The organism is Halomonas sp. M4R1S46 (genome assembly GCF_025725685.1).
Lineage (GTDB): Bacteria > Pseudomonadota > Gammaproteobacteria > Pseudomonadales > Halomonadaceae > Halomonas.
Window position 1 is genome coordinate 2,331,873 of sequence record NZ_CP107008.1, and the last position, 17,639, is coordinate 2,349,511.

At 70.3% G+C, this 17,639-nt stretch carries 12 protein-coding genes; 4 read left to right on the forward strand and 8 right to left on the reverse strand.

Annotation, left to right across the window (positions count from 1 at the left end; all coding sequences use genetic code 11):
• Position 1 precedes the first annotated feature (1 nt).
• The 4 genes from OCT48_RS11050 to OCT48_RS11065 are packed head-to-tail and all read right to left on the reverse strand — an operon-like array spanning position 2 to position 8,266.
• Positions 2-1,087, reverse strand: coding sequence for a DUF2220 domain-containing protein (locus OCT48_RS11050; protein ID WP_263589212.1), 1,086 nt, complete (start codon positions 1,085-1,087; stop codon positions 2-4).
• Positions 1,084-5,973 carry a hypothetical protein gene (locus OCT48_RS19525; protein ID WP_318152494.1) on the reverse strand — a complete coding sequence of 1,630 codons (4,890 nt, stop codon included), beginning with the start codon at positions 5,971-5,973 and terminating at the stop codon, positions 1,084-1,086. Before OCT48_RS19525 ends, OCT48_RS11050 begins: the two co-directional genes overlap by 4 nt.
• The gene (locus OCT48_RS11060) at positions 5,970-6,788 is read right to left on the reverse strand and encodes a hypothetical protein (RefSeq protein ID WP_263589213.1); all 819 of its coding nucleotides are present in this window, start codon (positions 6,786-6,788) and stop codon (positions 5,970-5,972) included. The genes OCT48_RS19525 and OCT48_RS11060 overlap by 4 nt, the downstream gene beginning before the upstream one ends.
• Positions 6,785-8,266 carry a hypothetical protein gene (locus tag OCT48_RS11065; RefSeq protein ID WP_263589214.1) on the reverse strand — a complete coding sequence of 494 codons (1,482 nt, stop codon included), beginning with the start codon at positions 8,264-8,266 and terminating at the stop codon, positions 6,785-6,787. Before OCT48_RS11065 ends, OCT48_RS11060 begins: the two co-directional genes overlap by 4 nt.
• Positions 8,267-8,379: 113 nt before the next feature.
• Between OCT48_RS11065 and OCT48_RS11070 the strand changes: the two genes are divergently transcribed.
• Positions 8,380-10,344, forward strand: a complete 1,965-nt coding sequence (locus OCT48_RS11070; RefSeq protein WP_263589215.1) for an ATP-dependent DNA helicase RecQ — start codon at positions 8,380-8,382, stop codon at positions 10,342-10,344.
• A 4-nt stretch (positions 10,345-10,348) separates the two neighbouring features.
• Here the strand turns inward: OCT48_RS11070 and OCT48_RS11075 are convergent, their stop codons facing one another.
• Both OCT48_RS11075 and OCT48_RS11080 read right to left on the reverse strand, forming a co-directional pair.
• On the reverse strand, positions 10,349-10,963 hold the full coding sequence (locus tag OCT48_RS11075; protein ID WP_263589216.1) for a hypothetical protein: 615 nt from the start codon (positions 10,961-10,963) through the stop codon (positions 10,349-10,351).
• Positions 10,960-12,522 (reverse strand): sigma-54-dependent transcriptional regulator, encoded by a 1,563-nt coding sequence (locus OCT48_RS11080; RefSeq protein ID WP_263589217.1) that lies wholly within the window; start codon positions 12,520-12,522, stop codon positions 10,960-10,962. Before OCT48_RS11080 ends, OCT48_RS11075 begins: the two co-directional genes overlap by 4 nt.
• 285 nt (positions 12,523-12,807) lie before the next feature.
• Here OCT48_RS11080 and phhA point away from each other — a divergent pair, with 285 nt between their 5' ends.
• From phhA to OCT48_RS11095, 3 genes are read left to right on the forward strand one after another with little or no spacing between them, the layout of a single operon-like run.
• The gene (gene phhA / locus OCT48_RS11085) at positions 12,808-13,629 is read left to right on the forward strand and encodes a phenylalanine 4-monooxygenase (protein WP_263589218.1); all 822 of its coding nucleotides are present in this window, start codon (positions 12,808-12,810) and stop codon (positions 13,627-13,629) included.
• 44 nt (positions 13,630-13,673) lie between these two features.
• Positions 13,674-14,012, forward strand: a complete 339-nt coding sequence (locus OCT48_RS11090) for a 4a-hydroxytetrahydrobiopterin dehydratase (RefSeq protein ID WP_183382130.1) — start codon at positions 13,674-13,676, stop codon at positions 14,010-14,012.
• Complete coding sequence (locus OCT48_RS11095; protein ID WP_263589219.1) at positions 14,013-15,200, forward strand: aromatic amino acid transaminase; 1,188 nt, start codon at positions 14,013-14,015, stop codon at positions 15,198-15,200.
• Between the two features lie 115 nt (positions 15,201-15,315).
• Here the strand turns inward: OCT48_RS11095 and OCT48_RS11100 are convergent, their stop codons facing one another.
• Positions 15,316-15,858, reverse strand: coding sequence for a hypothetical protein (locus OCT48_RS11100; protein ID WP_263589220.1), 543 nt, complete (start codon positions 15,856-15,858; stop codon positions 15,316-15,318).
• A 399-nt stretch (positions 15,859-16,257) separates the two neighbouring features.
• Positions 16,258-17,514 carry a D-amino acid dehydrogenase gene (locus tag OCT48_RS11105; protein WP_263589221.1) on the reverse strand — a complete coding sequence of 419 codons (1,257 nt, stop codon included), beginning with the start codon at positions 17,512-17,514 and terminating at the stop codon, positions 16,258-16,260.
• Positions 17,515-17,639 lie beyond the last annotated feature (125 nt).

Sequence of the window (17,639 nt, forward strand, 5' to 3'; positions counted from 1 at the left end):
CCTACTCGATCAGGGCCGCCATCCACTCGGCCTCGAGGGCCGAGGGCAGTGATTGCCCGCCCAGCGCCGCCACCGTCGCATCCTCCAGCGCTTCCTGATCGACCCCACGCGTCCAATCACCGGCCGACCGCTGGCCCTCCTTGCCGGTCAGGCGATGCAGCGGGTGGCCCCCCTGCCCCGCCAGCGCCGAGGCCATGGGTTCGAGCAACGCGGACAGCCGCAAGGCGGGAAGCTGCGCCTTCAGGCGCCGATAGATCCGCAGCCCCTCGGGGTCGAGGTCCCCCCAGTAGGTCGGCGACGGCAGGGTGAGCAATGCCGTCAGATCGTGGGACAGCCCCTGCTCGCCGACCAGGCGCACGGCCGCCGGGTCGAGCATCGCCTCGCCAAGCGAGAGGCCGTAGCCGAAGCTGCACACCACGGCGAGGCGGCGATCCAGCCCGACCCGGCAGGCCTGGGCGAAACTCTGCGGGTTCTCGATCAGCAGCAGACTCTCGGGTGCCTCGGGCATGGCGGCCAACAGCCACAGCGGGGCGGCGCGAAAGTCCCGCGGCTCGATGCCGAAGCTGCGCACCAACTCGCCCGGCAGCGCCTCGAGCAACTTGCTGCTGCCCAGCAGGTAGCGGGCACTGGCCACCTTGGCGCTCAAGCCATAGGCCTCGGGCAGGTCGGCGGCAAGCCGGCGCAGGCCCTCGACCAGGCGTCGCTGGTCCGCCAGCGACCAGTCGTCGAGAACGCCGTCGAGGGCTCGGGCCCAGGGCCCGGCCTGGTGATCGGCCAGGCCGAGGGCGGCATCCGGCACGACCAGGCGCTGCTCGAGGCGATGGCACTCTCCCTCCGACAACCCGAACGCCTGCGACACCCGGTTATCGAGCGAGGTGGATGAAGCATCGATGACCCCCTGTCTGGCCAACTCGGCCAGCGCCCGCCAGGCGATGAAGACCGAGCCACAAACCCCCTCCTGCTTCAGCTTCCTCACCAGGCTTGCGGCCTGCCACCGCCGGGACGCCACGCGGACGCGGCGATGGCGACACCAGTCGTCTTCCAGCCATGACCGGACGGCTTCCACGGTGTCCTGGAGTTCGCTCATGTCGCCGCCTCCGTGACATGGATACCGAACAGGCTCGCCTCCCCCTCACCTCGCCCCAGGGACTCGGGGGCGGCCACTCGCCCGTCGCGGACCATCACGTGCCCGCCCTGCCCCTGCACGCCACCGATGACGCTGCCCACCAGATAGGTGGGGAATATCTCGGCATCGTTCTCGTAGTTGGGATTATGGATCAGCCCGATCATCTGGAAGCGCCCGCGGGTGTTGCGCAGCGACTCCAGGGAATCCTGGATCAGCCGGCGATGGGAGAGCTTGGAGAACAGGCCATCGAGCAGGATCACGCTCTCGCGGCTGGCCCGGGCCCGGCGCTTGTGGTGCCCGGGCAACTCGCGCAGCTCGCGCTCGATGGCGAACTCGGAGAGCTTGACCAGCCACATCAGCGACACCGCCTCGCGCTGGCCTTCCGACATCGCCTCGTTGAGCGAGAACAGTCGCCCATGGGGGCGGATGGCGTCGTGCTTGAGGCGGATCGCCACGTCGTGGAAGAGGCCACGATAGATGCGACGGCGAATCTGCCCCAGCAGCTCGTCGTCACGCCGCAGCGCCTCCCCCTCGGCCAGGCCGCCGTCGCGCTCGGCCCGCCGCCGCAGTGCCGCCTGGTGCTCGTCGATATCGGCCAGCAGGGTGACGATCAGCTCGCGGAGCTGGCCGCCGCCGATCAGCCCGGCCTTGACCTCGAAGTAGGCGCCGTCCTCGCCATCACGACGCTCACTGCCGCGCCGGGCCACGCGCCTGAGGATATCCAGGTTGCCGGCGGCATCGCCGATGATCGAGCCGAGGCGTTCGACCAGGGTGCCCTCGATCTGGTCGCGGGAAGCCTGCAGGCGCGCGACCCGGCCGCGGTGCTCCGCCAGTTGCTCGTCGAGCTGGGCATGCAGGCCGGCCAGGTCGGCCAGGGTCGCCTCGTTCACCCCCTGCAAGGACGCCAGCCGGGCCCGTTCGGTCTCGTTAAACAGGCGGCTGTGGGCACTCTCCTCCAGGGCCGCGGCCAACGCCCGCTCGGCCTCGGCCACCTGACGGGCCTGGCGCTCGCGGTCGCGAGCCCGCTCGCCGAGGTTCATTTCGCCGAGGGCGTCGAGCAGCGACTGCTGGCAGCCTTCCAGCTCGGCGAGATCCGTCTCCTCCGCGCCACCGGCGAGGGCTCGCCAGCGGGCCAGCGCCGCCTCGCGCGCCTCGGCCTGCGGGGCGTCCTCGGGCCAGGTGGCCTCGCTCGGCGACAGCGGGACCCCGAGCCGCCGCGCCCAGCCCTCCGGCAGCTGGCGCACCGCCTCCAGCCAGGCGATGCCCAGTTGATCCACCCAGCCGAGGGCGGCCTGCTGATCGGTCAGGCGCGCCTGGACGTCGCGACGCTCCCGGTCCTTGGCCTTGCGCGCCTCCCGGGTCTCCCTCAGCCGGCGCTCGAGGTTGACCAGGTCGCGCTCCAGGGCCTGGCTGCCGCCGCTGGCATCGCGCACCGCCAGGTAGGCGCGGATCCGTTCGAAGTCGAAATCGGCGCGCCGGCTGGCCCGTGCCTGGTCCGCCTCGAGGGTCGCCTGGCGGGCCTCGGCCCCGGCCATGAAGGCCGGGCCCTCCTGGCGCTCGTACTCCGCCAGGGCCTGGAGGCGGTCACGCTCGCCATCGGCGAACAGTCCCTGCAGCTGGCCCTCGAGATCGTCGAGTCGCCGACGCGCCGCCTCCAGGGCCTCGGTCTTCGCCGCCCGTCGCGCCTCGGCCTGCTGCCACTGCTCATCGAGCCGGGCCAGGCGTTCATCCAGCTCGGCCAGGCGCTGGGCGCCCCCGGCATCGGCGAATCGCTCGGCGGCGAGCCAGGTGTCGCCATGGGTCTCGAGTTCCCGGGTGGCCCGCTCGCGGGCCGGCTCGACCTCGGCCAGGCGCGTCTCGGCGGCGAGCCTCTCCTCGGCGGCTTCCTCCAGGGCGATCTCGCCCCCCTCCTGGAGAAACCGCTGGTAATCGTCGATGCAGCTCAGGGCGTCGTCGGTCAGCCGCGGGGCCAGCGCCTGGCGACGTGCCTCGAGGGCCTCGCGCCGCTCCCCCAGCCGCTCAAGCGCCGTCTCGACGTCCGCCTCGTCGGCCTCACGTGCCTGGAGGGCCAGCGCATGGCGCTCGCCATGGGGGTCGAGGCGACCACACTCGGCCGCCAGCGCCTCGCGGCGCTGGCGATCGGCGACCAGGCGCCGCTGGGTGGCCTCGCGCAGGGCCTCCAGGTGGCGCGGGTCCAGGGCGGCCTTCACCGCCAGGGTCTCGACACCCTGGATCGCGCCCAGCGGCGACGCGTCTGCCACCAGGCAGTCGGCGAGTCGTTCGCGCTCGACCACCGGCACCGCCAGGCCCGCCTCGACCAGGGCCTCGGCCGCGGCACCGGCGGCCTCGGCGCCCTGGACGACCGGCGCGAACAGCAGGCCGGCGGCCTGGGCCAGCCAGTCCCGACGTCGTGCCTCGGGGTGCGCCGGATCGTTGAGCACCCCATGCAGCGGTTGCCAGGCGATCCCGGCGGCGTCCAGGCAGGCGTGGGCCTCGGCCTCCACGGCGCGGCGCTCGAGGGGATCGCGATTCAACTGTTCCAGGTAGGTCTCGCGACGGGCGAGCTCGACTTCGAGCTGCTCCGCCTCGGCGAGCAGCCGCGGATAGCGTCGCCGCGCGTCCCGCAACCAGTCCGTGGGGGTCAGCTCGCTGACCTCGGCGAAGGCCAGGCGCGCCGCGTGCAGGTCGCGCAGGCGCGCCTCCTCGGCCTCGAGCCGGTGGGCCTCGTCGGCGAGGGTGCGGGACTCGGCGTGCAGGCGGTCACGCAGGTGGACGGGCTCGTCCTCGCCGTGGAGGCGGCGATAGCGCTCCGCGGCCTCGGCCAGGGGTGTCAGCCGCGCCCGACGCCGCTCGGCCTCCTCGCGCTGCCGCTGCGCCTCGCGACAGGCCTCGTCGAGCTCGGCCAGCGCCGCCTTGCGACCGGCCCAGAAGCCGGACACCGCCGCGTCGGGCCAGCCGCGACGGAAGGCCTCCCAGGGCGCCCGCCCCTGCTCGAGGGGGCCACGCTCCCCGGCGAGCCGCTGGCGTTCCCCGTCGAGGCGGCCAAGCGCTTCCCGCGCATTCTCGACGGCGGCGGCGGCGCTATCGCGCTCGGTTGTCGCGGTGTGCCGCGCCGCCTCGAGGGTCGCCTGGCGCTCCCGCTTCTCCTCCAGCACTGCCTCCGGGTCGAGCCCGGGGTGTTCGCAGCGGAAGGCGTCGTGCCACTCGGCGACCCGCGAGAGCTCTCCCACCCGGGTGGTGTGGTCCAGCAGCGCCTGCCGGGCCGACGCCGCCTCGGCCCGGCAGGCCTCGGCGGTGTCCATGGGCGCTTCCAGTTCGGCCTCGTCGAAGAGCCCCTCGGACAGGGCCTGGGTGAAGAAGCTCTGGTTGTCGACGAACTCCCGCTGGCGGGACGCCAGGCGCTCGCGCTCCTGGTCGAGCCGCTCGGCCTCGTCGTCGAGCCCCGCCAGGTCGTGGTCCAGCTCGGCCAGGTAGTGCCGGTCGGCGATCACCTCGTCCCGGTAGCGGTTGCCATCCAGGGCCTCGAAGGCCTCGGCGCCCGTCTCCAGGGCCGTGACGGCGCGGTGCCGGGCGGCGTCGTCATCGAAGGCCAGGCTACCCGCCAGCCAGTCCCGGGCGGCCTCGAAGCTCAGGTGGGCGACGTCCCGGGCGGCGACCCAGGAGGCCTCGGGCAGGTGGACCAGCCGGCGATGACTGTCCACCCTCTGCCCCTGGTCGGCGAGCAGCTGGCGCAAGCGGCGCTCGCCGAGCCCGCTGAGCCTTGCGAGCAGCCACACCGAGACCCGGGGTCGGCCGGTGTCCCCGGCGCCCCAGGCAAAGCCGGCCAGCCACTCGGCCTCGTCGCCGTCACCGGGAGGCCGCGGCACCCCCGGCAGCCCGCTCAGCGCCTGGCCGCCGAGCAGGCGTTCGCTGGCGGCCAGCCCCCGGTCCAGCGCGGCGAGGCGATCACGCGCCTCGACCAGGGTCTCGCCCCGGGCCGTCAGGCCGGCGAGACACTCCACCTTGTCGCCGGTACGGCGCTGGTCGCGCTCCGCCTCCTCGAGGCGGTGACGCAACTCGGTGATGTTGGTCCCGGAGTTGAGGATGACCTCCTCGATCAACTCCTCGCCCTCGTCGGTCTCGCCGCGGGTGGCGCCGGAGAGAATCTCCGGGGCCAGCACCTCGAAGAAGAAGGCCTGGTCGGCCTTCTCGCCGGCCCGGGGACGGATGGCGTTGAAGATCTGGCTCTTGTCGGCGCCGCCGTCCTTCTGGAAGGCGGCGAGCTGGGCCAGTTCCCGGCGCGAGACATGGGCTCCCACCGCCTCGAGCCACTCCTCGCGGTTGAGCGTCAGGCGAACGCCCTGGCGGCCCATGGCCGTCTTGACGTCGCTGTTGGCGTAGAGCGCCAGCTTGCCGTCGACGGTCTGGTGGTGCACCGGGACCTCTTCCAGTCGGCCGGTATAGTGATAGAAGGACAGGCCGCTGCCGTCGCTGTAGCCGTAGAAGCCGAAGACGAAGGTCTCGCCGGCGACCTCCTCGCCCGCCGCCGCCAGCATGTCCTCCTGCCCGCCCTGGCCACTGCGCGAGCGGAACTCCACCCGCAGGTGGCTCCAGCTGCGCCCCTGGCCGGCCACCTGGGTCGGCGAGCACTTACGGCGGGTCCGCGTCAGCAGCGTCTTGTCCCGGGACAGCAGCCCGATCAGCGCCTCGGCCAGGGTGGTCTTGCCGAAGCCGTTCTCCATGCTGATGGCGCTGGACTGGCCACGCAGGTCGAGCAACAGGTGACGCATCTTCGCCTCCCAGGGAGACGCCACGTCGCCGTGCTTGTTGAGCAGGTTGGCCACCTCGATCCGGTTGATCACGCTCATGCCTCGCCCTCCTCGGCATCCTGTTCCTCCCCGGCCTCGGCCGGGACGGCGCCCGGCTCCTCGAGCCGTCCCTCGGCCAGGGCCTGCAGGTGCCCCAGCTGGTGAATGCCGACCTGCTCGCTCTCCAGGGCGCCGAGCAGGGTCTGCTGCCAGACCTCGCCCCCCTCCTCGGCGGCCTCGCGCAGGGGTTCCAGCAAGCCGGCGCGGACCTGCAGGTCGATGAAGGCCCGCACCCGCCGGCTGATGTCCTCGCCGCGCTCGTCGAGCAGCGACAGGTTGGCCGCCGGCACCGTCTCGCCGAGGCCGCGCAGGGCCTCGAGCTGGTCGCGCATCAGCTCGACCAGCTCGGGCGCCGAGAAGGTCGCCTCCTGGTAGCGGCTGACGTCCGACAGCGCCCGGTTATAGCGGGTATAGAGCAGGGTGTGCATCAGCAGCCACAGCTGCAGGTACCACTGGGCCAGCTCGCCGCGGCTCTCCTGACGCAGGCGCAGGGCATCGAACACCGGCTCCCGGGTGTAGAGTGGCGGCTGCTCGAGCTCGGGGTCGGGCAACAGCGCATAGTACCGCGAGCCCGGAGCGATGCCCGGGTAGTCGCCGGCCTCCAGGACCCGCAGCCGCAGGCCCTGCCCGGCCAGGAAATCGCGCAGGGCCTCGCGCTCGGCATCGCTGGCATCGTCGATCAGTGCGCAGACATCGCGCTCGGAGAGCTGGCCTTCCCGGGCCGCACGGCGCTTGCGGCCGCTGCCCGGCTGGCGTTCGGCGCTGCGGTAGCGCAGCAGGTAGGCGACCACCTCGCCCATCTCGGTCATGTTCATTGCGGAGCGTCCTGTTGCGTGGCAAGGAGCGACCCGTCGGCCGCGGCGGCGAGTCTCAGGCTGGGCGTCACGTGGCCCTCGATGCGTCGACCGTCGGGCAGGTCCAGCCGGAAGGGCCGGGCCTCGATGCCCACCGCCAGGGCGTCGTCGAGCTGCTGGGTGTCGACGAAGACGTTGAGCAGCTGGGGCAGGCAGTCGGCCTCCTCGAAGCGGTGCCAGCCCTCGGCCAGCGCCTCGGGCAGCGACAGCGGCTGCCGCGCCACCCGACGCCGCAGCGCCGGCCCCCGGGCCTCGAGGAAGCGCGCCAGCAGCGGGTCCTGGGGGCGGGCGTCGTCGGTCTCGTCGAACACCAGGGCGGCATGGCTGGTCTCGGCCCGGCGCGTCTCGAGCAGGGGCAGCAGCGGCGCCAGGCGCGGCACCGCCACCGCCTGGTGGAAGGGCATCATGCGCTTGACCAGCGCCGCCTGCAGCGCCGGCTGCGGCGAGGCGGTCAACAGTTCACGGGCCAGGCCGGCGAAGTCGACCACCCCCATGGACTGGACGCGCCCCTCGGCGATATCGGCGAGCAACTCCGAGAGGCGCCGCGACAGGTTCTCGATGGCGGTGAGCACCCGGCCGATGGCGCCGGACAGCATGCGCAGGTCCCAGTCCTCGGCCTGGGCCTCGCGCCAGGCCGCGAAGCGTTCCATCAGCCGCGGCGTGCCGAGCTGGGCCCGGGCGTCGAGCAGCGTCTGCTGAATGCTCGACAGGGCATTGTGGTAGTGCCGCTCGTTGTCCAGCAACGCCGAGAGCTTGCCTTCTCGGGTGGGGTTCTCGCGAACCCGGCGCAGTTCCTGGGTCAGGGCACGAATCGCCAGCAGGATCTGGTTGGTGATGTCGGGAATCCGCGCGAAGTCGCCCCGCGCCAGCGCCGCCAACACCTTGGCCGCATCGTATTCGGAGTACAGCAGGTCCTCGACCTGACCGGCCAGGGTCACGGCCTGGCGGCCGCTGGGCGTCAGGCGCACCTGGCCGGTCTGGCCCTGCTTCTCGATCAGCGCCGTGCGCTTGGTGCTGCGTCCGCCCCGCGTCGCCTCCTCGGCGCGGCCCGTGCCGGCCATCGGGGCTGCCTGACGCGCCTCGGCTGCCGGGGGAGCCTGGCGCGCCTCCGGTGTCGGGGACGACTGGCGAAAGTGCAGTTCGCTGGGCGTGGCCAGCAGGTTGATGACGAACGCCAGGTCGTCATGCACCAGGTCGGGATAATAGCTCTTCAGCCAGGCCAGGCAGCGGGCCTGGGAGACGAAGGCGCTGTTGGTGGCGAAATCGACATCGAGCAGGTATTCCAGCAGCAGGCAACCGAGATCCAGCCAGTAGCCGTCGCGCCAGCCCCGCCGAGTCTCCTGGCTGACCTGCACGAAGGGGGAGCCCGGCTCGTGGGCACTGTCGTGCAGGTCGATCAGCCGCGTGGTGGCGACGAGCAGCTTGCTCCATGCGGTCATGTGACATCCTTGGGACCCGTAAACGGCCCATTATGCCAAGGGGAGGCGGTGCGGGTCATCGCCCCGGCGAGCGTGTATCCTGAGGCCCCCTTCGTGACGGCCCAGGAGTGCGCATGACCGCCATCGACCAGACCCTCGAGCGGGTCTTCGGCTATCCCGACTTCCGCCCCGGACAGCGCCCGGTGATCGAGGCCGTGGTGGCCGGTCGCTCGGCCGCGGCGATCTTCCCCACGGGCTCCGGCAAGTCGCTGTGCTACCAGCTTCCCGCCCTGCACCTGCCCCACCTGACGCTGGTGATCTCGCCGCTGCTGGCGCTGATGCAGGACCAGCTGGACTTCCTGCAGCGCCACCAGGTCCCGGCCGCCAGCCTGGCCTCCGGCCAGAGCCGGGAGGAGGTCCAGGCCGTGATGGAGGGGGTGAGCCAGGGACGGATCCGCGTCCTGATGGTCTCGGTCGAGCGCCTCAAGAACGAGCGCTTCCGGGCCTTCATCCGCCGCGTGCCGCTGTCGCTGATGGTCGTCGACGAGGCCCACTGCATCTCCGAGTGGGGGCACAACTTCCGTCCGGACTACCTCAAGCTGCCCGAGGTGCGCCGCGAGTTGGGCATCCCCCAGGTGCTGCTGCTGACGGCCACGGCCACGCCCAGGGTCATCGACGACATGTGCGCGCGCTTCGCCATCGAGGCCACCGACGTCACCGCCACCGGCTTCTATCGTCCCAACCTGGACCTGCAGGTGGCACCGGTGCCCGCCGAGCAGCGCCCCCGTCGGCTGGTCGACTGGTTGCGCCCCCGCCTCACCCAGGCCACCCCGCGGCCCTGCATCGTCTACGTGACCCTGCAGCAGACCGCCGAGCGCATCGCCGCCTACCTGCAGGCCGCCGGCCTGCCGGCGGTGGCCTATCATGCCGGACTCGACGGCGAGACGCGCACCCGACTGCAGGACGATTTCATGGCCGGCCGGGCGCCCTGCATCGTCGCCACCATCGCCTTCGGCATGGGCATCGACAAGGCCGACATCCGCGCGGTGGTGCACTACGACCTGCCCAAGTCGGTGGAGAACTACAGCCAGGAGATCGGCCGGGCCGGCCGCGACGGCGCCCCCGCCGAATGCCTGATGCTGGCCGGGGGGGACCACCTCAACGTGCTGGAGAACTTCGCCTATGGCGACACGCCGGAGCGCGGCGCCATCGCCCGGGTCATCGAGATGCTGCCGCCCGCGGGCCAGGCCTGGGAGTTCACCCTCAACGCCCTGTCCCGTGACAGCGACATCCGCCCCCTGCCGCTCAAGACCCTGCTGGTGCAGCTGGAGCTGCGCGGGGTGATCCGGCCACGCTACAGCTATTTCGCCGAGTACCGTTTCCGGCTGCTGGAGGACGCCGAGGCGCTGGTCGGGCGCTTCCAGGGCGAGCGTCGCGCCTTCGTGGAGGCGATCCTGGCGGCCTCCTCCCGGGCCCGCACCTGGTACAGCCTGGACTTCGCGGCGCTGGAGCGGCTGGGCGGCGAGCGCGGCCTGGATACCTCGCGGCGGCGAGTGATCACCGCCCTGGACTACTTCGTCGACAAGGGCTGGCTGGTCCTGGAGACCCGCCAGATGACCGAGGTCTTCGAGGTGGTCGAGCGCGTCGACGCCCCAGCGCTCGTCTCGGCCCTGCATGACTACTTCGTCGACAAGGAGCGCGCCGAGATCGCGCGCCTGCACGCCATGCTCGCGCTGTTCGAGACCGACGGTTGCCTGACCCGACGCCTGGCCGACTGGTTCGGCGACACCCGCGCGCCCGAGCGCTGCGGCCACTGCTCGGCCTGTCGCGGCGAGGCCGCCCGCTTGCCGACACCGCCCCGGCCCACCCCCCTGGACGCACTCGACATCCAGCGACTGTGTGCGCCGCTGCGGGATCGCCTGGTTGATGCCGACGAGGGGGACGCCGCCACGCCGGCCCTGCTGGCCCGTTTCCTGTGCGGCCTCACCTCCCCGCGCCTGACCCGCCACCAGGCCCGTCGCCTCGACGGCTTCGCCGCCCTGGAGGCTTATCCCTTCGCCGAGGTACGCGACTGGCTCGTGCAACGGCCGACGGGATGACGCCTCACGGCCGGCGACGCAGGGCCAGGGTCGCCAGGTGCACCGGTAGATAGACCACCAGGGGCCAGCCCAGCATCAGTCCGACGAGATACACCAGCGGATCCAGGCTCGCCTGTGGCTGACCGAAGGGGCCCTGCACCCAGTTGATGTTGCGCTCGGGGTCGGTGACGACGTAGCTCAGCGGAATCACCACCCAGGTCAGGGCGACCTGCCATCCCAGGCCGCGGCGGTCGTAGCCCAGCCGCCACACGCCGTAGCCCGCCACCAACGGCAGCAGCAGATGGAACAGCGAAAGCAGCCGAAAGGCCAGGGGGCGGGCGGCATTGAACATGTACTCGGTCCCGCCGATGGGATGCACCCCGGTGGCGAGCGCCACCGCCACATCCACTGCCCACAGCACGCCCACCAACGTCACCGCCAGCCACTGGGCGGAGATCAGCAGACGGCTCTCGGTCCAGAGGGCGACCAGGATCAGGAAGCTCGCCAGGTCGCACAGCCACAGGAAGTTCTGCCAGCCCAGCACCCGGCCATAGAGCGTCGCCCAGATGACCACCCAGAGCGTGAAGGCGAGCTTGAGCCACAGCGGCAGGCGGCCGCGCCTCGGGACCAGGCCGCTCATGCCTCCTCCGTGCCGATGCCGTGGCGCTTGAGCTTGTTGGCGATGGTGGTGTGGGAGACCCCCAGCCGTTTGGCAAGCTGGCGGCTGGAGGGGTGCTGGGGATAGAGGGTCGCCAGGACCCGGCGCTCCACCTCGCCGAGGATCTCGGTCAGCGAGCCGTCCAGGTCGATGCCGGCCAGTCCCGGCGCCTGGCCCACGTCGGGCAGGCGCAGGTGGGCCGGCTCGATGGTCCCGCCCTCGCACAGCGAGACCGCCTGGAAGAGCACGTTCTCGAGCTGACGCACGTTGCCCGGCCAGTGGTAGCCGGTCAGGCGCGCCACGGCGGCCGGCGACAGGGTGGGCAGCGGGCAGCCGATCTGCCGGGCGGCACGGTCGATGAAGTGCGCCGCGAGTTCCTCGATGCCGTCCAGGCAGTCGCGCAGGGGCGGCACCGCCAGGGTCAGGACGTTGAGCCGGTGGTAGAGGTCATGGCGGAAGCGCCCCTCGGCGCACAGCGTCGGCAGGTCCTGCTGGGTGGCACAGATCACCCGCACGTCCAGGTAGGTCTCCTCGTCGCTGCCGACCCGGCGGAAGCCGCCGTCCTGAAGGAAGCGCAGCAGCTTGACCTGCATGCGCGGGCTGGTCTCGCCCACCTCGTCGAGGAAGATGGTGCCGCCGGCGGTGAGCTCGAGCAGCCCCAGCTTGCCCTCGGGTCGGGCGCCCTCGAAGGCCCCGGGGGCATAGCCGAACAGCTCGGTCTCGGCCATCGACTCCGGCAGGCCGGCACAGTTCAGCGCCATGAAGGGCGCCTGGCCGCGGGGACTCGCCAGGTGGCAGGCCCTGGCCAGTAGCTCCTTGCCGGTGCCGGTCTCGCCCTGGATCAGCAAGGGGGCATCCAGCGGCGCCATGCGCCGGGCCTCGCGGATCAGCGCGGCGAGGCGTGGGCTGGACTGGAACAGCGACTCGAAGCCGCGCAACTCCTGGCGCTGCACCTGATAGATGCGCTCGCCGATGCGATCGGCCCGGTGCAGGGTGACCACGGCCCCGGCCAGGGAGGCGACGTCCACGAGGTTCTCGCGATGCAGGGGCGCGATGTCGGCCAGGAAGACGGTGTCACGCAGCTTGACCCTCAGGCCATTGACCCGGGCGTTGTTGCGGCGGATCAGCGCCGGCAGGTCGAGGTCGGGCAGGTAGCGGTCCAGGGACAGGCCCGGCACCTCGTCGACCCGGACCCCAAGCAGCTGGCCGGCGGCCCGGTTGGCGGCCACCAGGTGGCCCTCCATGTCGATCGACATCACCGGGTCGGAAAGCGACGAGAGCAGGGCATCGAGCTCCAGGTGGCGTCGCTCGCTGGGCATCAGGCTGACCCGGCGGACCCCGAACACCCCGGGCACCCGCTCGAGCTCGGGCTTGAGGGTGGTCAGCTGGGCGTTGAGCAGGTTGGGCACATGCAGGTAGATGGCATTGCCGTGTTCGCCACCGACCTCGCCGTGGGCCACGTTGAGGCCGTAATCGGCGAAGTGGGCGACGATGTCGCGCAGGATGCCGATCCGGTTCTGGCAGTGGAATCTCAGACGCATGGGGCACTCAAAGAAAGAAAGGACCGACGGCGGCAAAAGGGCGTCAGGCGAGCATGACTCTACTGTCAAGATAACGTGACACGAGAGCCGCGACAACGCCCGACATCCCTGTCCTGGCACGCCGCCGAGAGGGGGAGGGCCTCGGGTGTCAAGATTTCGTTACGACAGGCCGCCCTTTCTCGCGGCCTGCCCCTCCGCCCCGGCCCTCCCTCCCCGCGCCGACGAGCCTAGACTCCGGGTATTCCCTCCAAGGCCATCACAACCCCAACCGCCACGGGAGACATCATGAAGGCTCAAACAAGCAAGAAGACCGCCTACCAGGCCAGGATGCCCGATGCCCAGGGCCATATCGCCTGGTCCGATCAGGAGAATGCCACCTGGCAGACCCTGATGGAGCGCCAGGTCGAGCTGCTGCCGGGCCGCGTCTGCCAGGAGTATCTGGACGGCATGGAGCGCCTGGCGCTGCCGGTGGAGCGCATTCCCCAGCTCGCCGAGGTGGACGCGGTGCTGCGCGAGGCCACCGGCTGGGAGACCGCCCAGGTACCAGCGCTGATCCCCTTCGATACCTTCTTCGAGCTCCTGGCCAATCGCCGCTTCCCGGTGGCCACCTTCATCCGCACGCCGGAGGAGCTGGACTACCTGCAGGAGCCGGACATCTTCCACGAGATCTTCGGCCACTGCCCGATGCTGACCAATCCGGCCTTCGCCGAGTTCACCGCCACCTACGGCCGCCTGGGGCTGACCGCCTCGCCGAAGGAGCGCGTCTACCTGGCGCGGCTCTACTGGATGACCGTGGAATTCGGCCTGGTGGACACGCCGGCGGGGCGGCGCATCTATGGCGGCGGCATCATCTCCTCGCCCAAGGAGACCCTGCACGCCCTGTCCGAGGTGCCGGTGCACGCGCCCTTCGACCCCATTGATGCGCTGCGCACGCCCTATCGCATCGATATCCTCCAGCCCCTCTACTATGTTCTGGAGGGCCTGGAGACGCTGCACGAGCTGGCGGGCCGCGACATCATGAGCATGGTCCACGAGGCGATGGAACTCGGCCTGTTCGAGCCGCGCTTCCCGCCCAAGCCCAAGCCGGCCGAAGCCGCCAGCGCCTGACCACCGCCGTTAGCGAATTCCCCCGACAACCACAAGGAGTCATCATGAGCGAGCTTTCCGAACAGCAGTGCGAAGCCTGCAGCTGGGATGCCCCCCACGTCACCGAGAGCGAGATCGAGCAGTTCCGCCGCGACATCCCCGAGTGGCAGATCGTCGAGCGCGATGGCATCATGCAGCTGGAGCGGAGCTTCACGTTCCGCAATTTCCGTCAGGCCCTCGAGTTCACCAATCGCGTCGGCGAGATCGCCGAGGACGCGGGTCACCATCCTGCCCTGCTGACCGAATGGGGCAAGGTCACCGTGACCTGGTGGTCCCACGAGATGAAGGGCCTGCACAAGAACGATTTCATCCTAGCCGCCAGAACCGACGAGGTAGCGAAGTAAATGTTCGAGCAAATTGAGCGGGTTCCCGGGGACGCCATCCTCGGGCTCATCGAGGCCTTCAAGAAGGACACCAATCCCCAGAAGGTCGATCTCGGCGTCGGCGTCTACCGTGACGCCCAGGGCAATACCCCGGTGATGCGCGCGGTCAAGGAGGCCGAGGCCCTGCTGCTCAAGAACGAGACCACCAAGACCTACATCGGTTCTCACGGCGACCCGCGCTATGGCCAGGCCATCCTGCCGCTGGTGCTGGGCGCGTCGTCGCCGGTCCTCGAGGCCGGTCGCGCCAGCGCCACCCAGTCACCGGGCGGCACCGGTGCCCTGCGCCTGGCCGCGGACCTCATCGCCACCCAGCTGCCCGGCAAGGACGTCTGGGTCAGCGACCCGACCTGGCCGAACCATCTGGGCATCTTCCCGGCGGCGGGCCTCACGCTGCACAAGTACCCCTACGTGGATGCCGAGAATCGCCTCGACTTCGGCGGCATGCTCGCGGCCCTGAAGCAGATTCCCGAGGGCGATGTGGTGCTGCTGCACGCCTGCTGCCACAACCCGACCGGCTTCGACCTGTCACGGGACCAGTGGCAACAGGTGCTGGAGGTGGTCAAGGAGCGTGGCCTGCTGCCGCTGGTCGACTTCGCCTACCAGGGCTTCGGCGAGGGCCTCGACGAGGACGCCTACGGCGTGCGCCTGCTCGCCGAGAACCTCGACGAGATGATCGTCACCAGCTCCTGCTCCAAGAACTTCGGCATCTACTGCGAGCGGACCGGTTGCCTGATCATGGTGGCGAAGAACGCCGAGCAGATGGAGAACGTGCGCTCCCAGGTCGCCATCGTGGCCCGGGAGAACTACTCCAACCCGCCCGCCCATGGCGGCTCCATCGTCTCCGAGATCATGAATTCCGCCGAGCTCGCCGCCATCTGGCGCGAGGAGCTCACCGAGATGCGCGATCGCATCAACGGGCTGCGGCGCCAGTTCGTCGAGGCCCTCCAGCCCTACGGGCTCGACGAGAAATACGCCTGCGTCGCCGAACAGCGCGGCATGTTCTCCTATACTGGCCTGACGCCGGACCAGGTGGACCGCCTGCGTGACGAGTACGGCATCTACATGGTGCGCTCCGGCCGTGCCAACGTGGCTGGCTTCTCCGACGAGAACCTGCCCTACCTGGCCAAGGCCATCGCCGCGGTCAACTGAGCCGGCCCCACCGCCTGCTCACACAAGACGCCCGGGTCTCACGACCCGGGCGTCTTTGCATTTCATTGTCTGTCGAATGCCTCGGTGGACACGCCACGACCACTTGGGTGGCGGGTCAGTCGAGGCTGGCCTCGCCCTCGGCGGAGCCGGAGAGGCCGGCGTCTGCCCCGGCCGACCCCGCCGCCCCGGCGGCGTTATCCAGGCTCTGCTCGGCGGTGCCGGTGGCCGACTCGAGTGACTGCTCGGCGGTACCCGTGGCCGACTCCAGGGCCTCGTCGGCGGTCCCGGCGGCCTGTTCCATGGACCCTGCGGCACGCTCACCGGCCGCCTCCAGCGTGTCACCGGCCTGCTCCTGGGCCTGCTCGGTGCCCAGGTAGGGCTCGCCTTCCGCGGCGGCGCCCTGTCCGGCCTGGGCGCCCATGCCCGTGCCGGCACTGCCGTCCGCGGCGGCACCCTGTCCGGCCTCGGTGCCCATGCCCGTGCCGGCACTGCCCTGGGCCTCGACGCCGAGCTCTGCCCCGGCACTCTGCCCGGCCGCCTCCGCCTGGTGGGAGGTCTCGGCCTGTGTCTGCATCCCGGCACTGTCGGCCAGGACGGTATTGGCGCCAAGCCCCGCGATCGCGAGGGTGATACTGATACCCAGTGTCTTCAGCTGCATGCTACCTCCGTCATCGAACCGCCGGGCGCTCCCGGCCTGTCCTGTGTATGGGGTTCCCTGTCGACCGGACCCGTCCCTGGCCCGGCACCCTCCGTGGCGGCGGAGAACCCTTGCTGCCGCCCGACGCCCTGGACAAGGATCGCCAGGGCTACAGGCTGGAGCAGCGAAAGATATGCCAGGACTAAATAAAACACTTCAAAAACAATTGGTTATTAACGAACACGGGCCACACTACACGGTGAGACGTCCGTCTGGGCCCGAGGGATCGTCGGCATTCGACGACACCCCTTCGCACCGGAATCCCGAATCCCTGCGTGATCAACCAGTTACAGTGTTGCCAAAGCAGAACAGCCCGCGCGGCGAGGCCGGGCGGGCTGCAGGATGGGCCGGTCGCGGCGATCAGACGTAGCGCGAGACGTCGAGCCCACGCGGGTCGATGGCCGGTTGGCGAGCGTCGATCAGGTCCGAGAGCAGCTGGCCACTGCCGCAGCTCATGGTCCAGCCCAGGGTGCCATGACCGGTATTGAGCCAGAGATTGCCGTGCTTGGTGGCCCCGATGATCGGCGTGGAGTCCGGCGTCATGGGACGCAGGCCGGTCCAGAACTCAGCCCTGGCCACGTCGCCCCCCTCGGGGAAGACATCCTGGACCACCATGCTGATGGTGGCTCGACGCTTTTCCAGCAGGCTCAGGTCATAGGAGGCCAGCTCCGCGGTCCCTCCCACGCGGATGCGATCGTCGAAGCGCGAGATCGCCACCTTGTAGCTTTCATCCATCACCGTGGACTGGGGGGCCCCGCCATCGTCGACCACCGGTATGGTCAGGCTGTAGCCCTTGACCGGGTAGATCGGCAGGCGAATGTCCAGGTCCTTGACCAGGAACGGCGAATAGCTGCCCAGGCAGACCACGTAGGCATCGGCGGTCAGCTCGCCGGCGCTGGTGACCACGCTCTCGATGCCGGCACCGCCGCGCTTGAGACGCTGGATATCGACATGGAAGCGGAACTCGACCCCCAACTGCTCCCGGCAATGGTCTGCCAGGCGATTGGTGAACAGATGGCAGTCACCGGTCTGGTCATCGGGCAGGTGGAGCCCCCCCACGAACTTGCCGGGCACCCGGGCCAGCGCCGGCTCCACGGCCTTGATCGCCTCGCTGTCGAGCAGTTCGTGGCGCACGCCGCACTGGGTCAGGACCTTCATGTCCTTGGCCACCGCCTCGACCTGGCTATCGTGGCGGAACAGCTGCAGCAGGCCGCGCTGGCGATCCTCGTAGCGGATCCCCGTCTCGGCACGCAGGGCATCGATGCAGGCCCGGCTGTGCTCGGCGATGCGCACCATGCGCTCCTTGTTGACGGCATAGTGCTCGGCGTTGCAGTTGGCGAACATCTTCATCATGAAGCGCGCCATGGTCGGGTCCATCCTGGGCTGGATCTTGAGCGGGGCGTGCTCCTGGAACATCCACTTCATGGCCTTCTGGGGGATACCCGGCGCCGCCCAGGGCGAGGAGAAGCCGAAGGATACCTGGCCGGCATTGCCGTAGCTCGTCTCCATGGCCGGCGACGGCTGTCGATCCACCACCGTGACCTCATGGCCCCGGCGGGCCAGGTAGTACGCGCTGGTGACGCCCACCACGCCACTGCCAAGAATCAGTACCTTCATGTGCTGCCCTCACCTTCTCGTTGTCACTTGCGGGAACGGCATGGCCCGGGCGGGGAACCCGGGCCGAATGAGGGACAGAGTATAGGGCGAACAATACAGGCTATTATTCTGTTTTTATGTCAATA